The 5,082-nt window shown below is 72.6% G+C and carries 4 protein-coding genes; 3 read left to right on the top strand and 1 reads right to left on the bottom strand.

Annotated elements, in window-relative coordinates; genetic code table 11:
- Positions 1 to 1,408: acetolactate synthase (locus tag VGF64_10035; protein ID HEY1635087.1), on the bottom strand; the 1,408-nt coding region annotated here is incomplete at its 3' end.
- 56 nt (positions 1,409 to 1,464) lie between these two features.
- Here VGF64_10035 and VGF64_10030 point away from each other — a divergent pair.
- The 3 genes from VGF64_10030 to dxs form a co-directional block, all read left to right on the top strand.
- Positions 1,465 to 2,418, top strand: a complete 954-nt coding sequence (locus VGF64_10030) for a lysylphosphatidylglycerol synthase transmembrane domain-containing protein (protein ID HEY1635086.1) — start codon at positions 1,465 to 1,467, stop codon at positions 2,416 to 2,418.
- A gap of 9 nt (positions 2,419 to 2,427) precedes the next feature.
- Positions 2,428 to 3,495, top strand: a complete 1,068-nt coding sequence (locus VGF64_10025; protein HEY1635085.1) for a polyprenyl synthetase family protein — start codon at positions 2,428 to 2,430, stop codon at positions 3,493 to 3,495.
- Positions 3,496 to 3,568: 73 nt separating this feature from the next.
- Positions 3,569 to 5,082, top strand: a 1,514-nt coding sequence (gene dxs, locus VGF64_10020; GenBank protein ID HEY1635084.1) for a 1-deoxy-D-xylulose-5-phosphate synthase, incomplete at its 3' end; no start/stop codon positions are given.

The following is a 5,082-nucleotide window of genomic DNA, read 5'->3' as shown; positions in this document are numbered from 1 at the left end:
GCATCGGGTGCTTCTCCAGGCCCCAGATCCCGTTGTTGCCCACCACCATGGTGACCGGGAGCCGGTGGCGCACGAGGGTGTCGACGTCCATGGCGGAGAACCCGAGGGCGCCGTCGCCGAGAAGCAGGACGACCTGGCGGTCGGGCCGGCAGACCCGGGCGGCGACGGCGTAGCCCAGCCCCGTGCCCAGGCACCCGTACGGGCCGGGGTCCATCCAGCAACCCGGCTCGAACGAGTCGACGAGGCGGCCGGCGTAGGAGACGAAGTCGCCCCCGTCGCCGATGACGACGGCGTCGCGGTCGAGGCGGGGGCGCAGCTCCCCGTACACCCGGGCGGGATGGATCGGATCGGCGCTCGCCTCGAGCTCGGCCCGCTCGGCGTCCCGCGCCGCCAGCTCCTGGTCGCGCAGGCGGGAGATCCAGGGCTCGTGATCGCGGCGGCCGGGGTCGACCGCCCCAAGCTCCGCCATGCCCGCCAGGGTCGTGGCGATGTCGCCGGCGGGGGCCGCGGCGACCTCGGCATGGGTGGCCCGCACATCGGCGCTGTCGACGACGTGGACCACCTGGGCCGACCCGAAGCTGCCGAACGACAGCCGGAAGTCGAGCGGCGTCCCCACCACGACGACCACGTCGGCCTCCTTGAGGGCCCGCCGCGTGCGGGAGAAGGCGAGCTCGTGGTCGGCCGCCAGGCACCCGCGGCCCAGACCGTTGGCGAAGGTCGGCACCCGCACGGAATCGACCAGGTGGCGGAGGGCGTCCCAGGCGCCTTCCCACCACACGTCGCTGCCGGCTACCAGAGCGGGGCGTTCGGCGGTCGCGATCAGGGAGGCTGCCGCGGCCACCTGGTCGGGGTCGGGCTCGGCGCCACGAGGCGCGACCGGTGGCGGGACCTGCGCCTCGGCCTCACTGAACAGCACGTCGAGCGGGAAGTCGAGGAAGACCGGTCCCCGGTGCGGTGTGAGGGCCGTCTCGACGGCGCCGCGCACCGCCTTCGGGATCTCGGTCGCGGCCCCTACCGTGCCGGCCGACTTGGTGATCGGGGCCAGGATCGGCACGTGGTCCAGCTCCTGGAGCGAGCCCGCGCCCCAGCGACCCTGCGGCGCCCGACCCCCCAGCACGACCAGGGGCGACCCGTTGAAGTGGGCGGTGGTCGTGGCGCTCACCCCGTTGGTGACACCGGGTCCTGCGGTGAGCACCGCCACTCCCGGCTGACGGGTCAGCTTGGCCGCGCCCTCGGCGGCGAAGGCGGCGGTCTGCTCGTGGCGCACGTCGACGATCCGCCATCCGGCCTTCACGCAGGCGTCGTAGACAGGGAAGATGTGGCCGCCCGAGAGTGTGAAGATGGCATCGACCCCCTGGCCCGACAGCCCGGCCAGCACCAGCTCCCCCCCGTGGCCCTTCGTCGTCATCGTGTCCTCCAGTGTCGGCGGCGCCTACGCTAACTGGGATCACCCAGGGGAAGGTCATGCGTCGCGTCAAAGCCATGGGGCCAGCCGTGCGCATCGCGGCCAGCATCGCCATGCTCGCCGTGCTGATCTCCCGCCTGCACCTGAGCGGGCTGCTCCCGGCCCGGCACGACAGCGCCGTCGCCTTCCTCGTCGTGGCCCTGGTGGTGACCCTGACAGGGATCCTCCTTTCGGCGCTGCGGTGGCAGCGGGTGCTGGTCGCCCTCGAGCTGCCGACTCGCGTGCGCACCGCCGTCAACCTGTACCTCGCCGGCCTGTTCGTCGGGAACTTCCTGCCCTCGACCGTTGGTGGGGACGTGGTCCGAATCAGCCGGCTGGCGAGGATCAGCGGCGACCGCACGAGGCCCTTCGCGTCGGTGGTGCTCGAGCGCCTCACGGGGTGGCTCGTGCTGCCGGTCATCACGCTGGCCGCCCTCCTCGCCAACCCCGGCCTGCTGCACCTGGGCCACGCGACCAGGCTGGCCATCATCGTGTCACTGGCGACGCTCTTCCTGCTGGTGGCCGTCACTGCGCTGGCGGGCCACCCTCGCCTGGGCGGTCGCCTGACCCATCGGGACGGCTGGGTGCGGTTCGTCGGCGCAGTGCACCTGGGCCTGGACCGGTTCCGGCGCCGACCGGCAGCGGCGATCGAGGTACTCGCTGTCGCGTTCGCCTACCAGCTGGCGGTGGCCCTGGCTGCCTATCTCGCCGCCGGCGCCCTCAATCTGGACGTCGGCTGGACGGCGATCCTCGCCTTCATGCCGGTCGTCGCCATCGTGCAGGTGCTGCCGCTGACGATCGGCGGCCTCGGCTTGCGCGAGGGGGCGTTCATCCTGTTCCTCGGTCCCCTCGGCGTGAGCACGAGCCAGGCGATCGCCCTGGGCCTGCTCGTGTACTTCCTCAACCTGGCCGTGAGCCTGCTGGGGGCGCCTGCGTTCGCCGCCGGCGCGCGCTCGCGCCGCGCCGTCCCGTAGCGTGAACCTGTGAGGCCCTCGGGCGCCTCCGCCCCCACCGACCTGGACGTCGTTGCGCGCTCCGTCGACGGGCGCATCGAGCGGCTGATGGCGCCGGAGGTGGCTCGATGGGCCGACGTCGACCCCGACCTGGTCGAGCCCCTGTGCGCCCTGCGCGAGCTGTTGTTCGCCGGGGGCAAGCGGCTGCGACCGGCCTTCTGCCACTGGGCTTTCGTCGGGGCCGGCGGGGCGCCGTCGGATCCGCTGGTGACCGACGCCGGAGCCGCCCTCGAGCTGCTGCACGCGTTCGCCGTCATCCACGACGACGTGATGGACGCCTCTGACTACCGGCGCGGGCAGCCCAGCGTGCACCGGGCCTTCGCCGATCGTCACGCCGAGGCCGGGTGGCGCGGTGAGGGGCGGCGATTCGGCGACGGCGCGGCCATCCTGATCGGTGACCTGGCCTACGTCTACGCCGACATGCTCCTGGCCGACGCGCCACGCCAGGCGCACGACGTCTTCGCCGAGCAGCGTCTCGAGGTGAGCCTCGGGCAGTACCTCGATCTGCTCGGTACCGCCCGGGCCGACACCAGCGCCGAGCAGGCCCGGAGGATCTGTCTGTACAAGTCCGGCAAGTACACGGTCGAACGACCCCTCCACCTGGGGGCGGCGTTGGCGGGCCGCCTGGACGACCTGGGCGCCTACCTGAGCGCGTTCGGCCTGCCCCTCGGCGAGGCGTTCCAGCTCCGCGACGACCTGCTCGGCGCCTTCGGCGATCCGGAGGTCACGGGCAAGCCCGTGGGCGAGGACCTCCGGGAGGGCAAGCCGACGGCGCTCTACGTGCTGGCCATGGCGCGGGCCGACGGCTCCGCGGCCGAGCTGCTGGCCGAGCGGTTCGGCTCCGCCAGCCTGACAGCCGACGAGGTGGCCGCGCTGCAGACGATCCTGGTCGAGACCGGCGCCCGACAGCGGGTCGAGGAGACGATCGACGGGCTGCTGGAGCGGGCGCTGGTGGCGCTCGACGGAGTGCCCGTCACCGAGGAGGCGCGGGCCCGCCTGGCGGAGCTGGCCCAGTTCGTGGCCAGCCGCGACCGTTGAGCACCACGACGTTGGGGGGCATCCACCGGGGGCACGGTTCCGATAGCGTTAGGCACGGAGGTTCCCCGCGCCGATGATCCTTGAGCACATCAACAGCCCGGCGGACCTGCGGGCGCTCGACCAGTCCCAGCTCACCCAGCTGGCCAGCGAGATCCGAGCCTTCGTGGTCGACGCCGTGTCGGCGACGGGTGGCCACCTGGGCTCGAACCTGGGGGCGGTCGAGATCACCCTCGCGGTCCACCGCGTCTTCGACTCGCCCCGCGACGTCGTCCTGTGGGACACGGGTCACCAGGCCTACGTCCACAAGCTGGTCACCGGGCGGCGGGAGGGCTTCGCCCATCTCCGTCAGGCCGGCGGCCTCTCGGGGTATCCGTCACGCCAGGAGTCGGAGCACGACTGGGTGGAGAACAGCCACGCCTCCACCATCCTCAGCTACGCGCACGGCATCTCCACCGCGCTCGACCTCGGCGCGTCGGGGAACGGCTCCGAGCGCCGGGTGGTGGCGATCGTCGGAGACGGGGCTCTCACGGGGGGAATGGCGTACGAGGCCCTCAACAATCTGGGCCACAGCGGGCGGCGGGTGGTGATCGTGCTCAACGACAACGGACGGTCCTACGCGCCCACCGTGTCGCACCTGTCAGAGAGCCTGACCCGGCTGCGGCTCAACCCGTCCTACGTCCAGGCCCGCAACAGAGTGAAGCAGTTCCTGCGCGACGTGCCCGCCATCGGCGGGTTGGCGTACACGAGCGCCCAGGGTCTGACGGCCGCGCTCCGAGAGGTCATCGAGCCGCACGTGTTCTTCGAGTCGCTCGGCGTGCGCTACACCGGCCCCCTCGACGGCCACGACATCGAGGTCATGGAGCAGGCTCTGCGGCACGCCGCCGAGTGGGACGGACCCATCGTGGTGCACGTCCTCACCCACAAGGGCAGGGGCTACGCGCCCGCCGAGGACGACCACGTGCAGCGCCTGCACGACCTCAAGGTGCGCCCGGCCAACGCCGGCCCGGCGACCGACGGTGAGGCGCCGATCCAGTGCACCGACGCCTTCACGCGGGCCATGGTCGAGATCGGGGAGGACCACCCGAGCGTCGTGGCCATCACGGCGGCGATGCCCGGGCCGACCGGGCTCCTGCCGTTCCAGTCCAAGTTCCCGGACCGCTGCTTCGACGTGGGGATCGCCGAGCAGCACGCAGTCACGGCAGCGGCGGGCATGGCCATGATGGGCCTGCGGCCCGTGGTGGCCGTCTACTCCACGTTTCTCTGCCGCGCCTTCGACCAGGCCAACCTGGACGTGGGCCTCCACGGGCTCCCCGTGGTGTTCGCGCTCGACCGGGCTGGCATCACCGGTGACGACGGCCCGTCGCACCACGGCGTGCTCGATCTGGCCCTCACGCTCGCCATCCCCGGCATGACCGTCTTTGCGCCGTCGTCAGCCCAGGAGCTGCCGGTCATGCTGCGAACCGCCCTGGAGCTGGACGGCCCCGCCGCCATCCGGTACCCGAAGGGCCCCGCCCGCCAGGTCGACCCCGCCAGCGTGGGCTCGGGCACCTCGGCCCGCAAGGTCCGCCAGGGTGACGGGACCGTGTG

It is taken from the genome of Acidimicrobiales bacterium (assembly GCA_036491125.1).
In the GTDB taxonomy this organism is placed as follows: domain Bacteria; phylum Actinomycetota; class Acidimicrobiia; order Acidimicrobiales; family AC-9; genus AC-9.
Note: the sequence above shows the minus strand (reverse complement) of the source record. Positions and strands in the feature narration are given on the sequence as shown.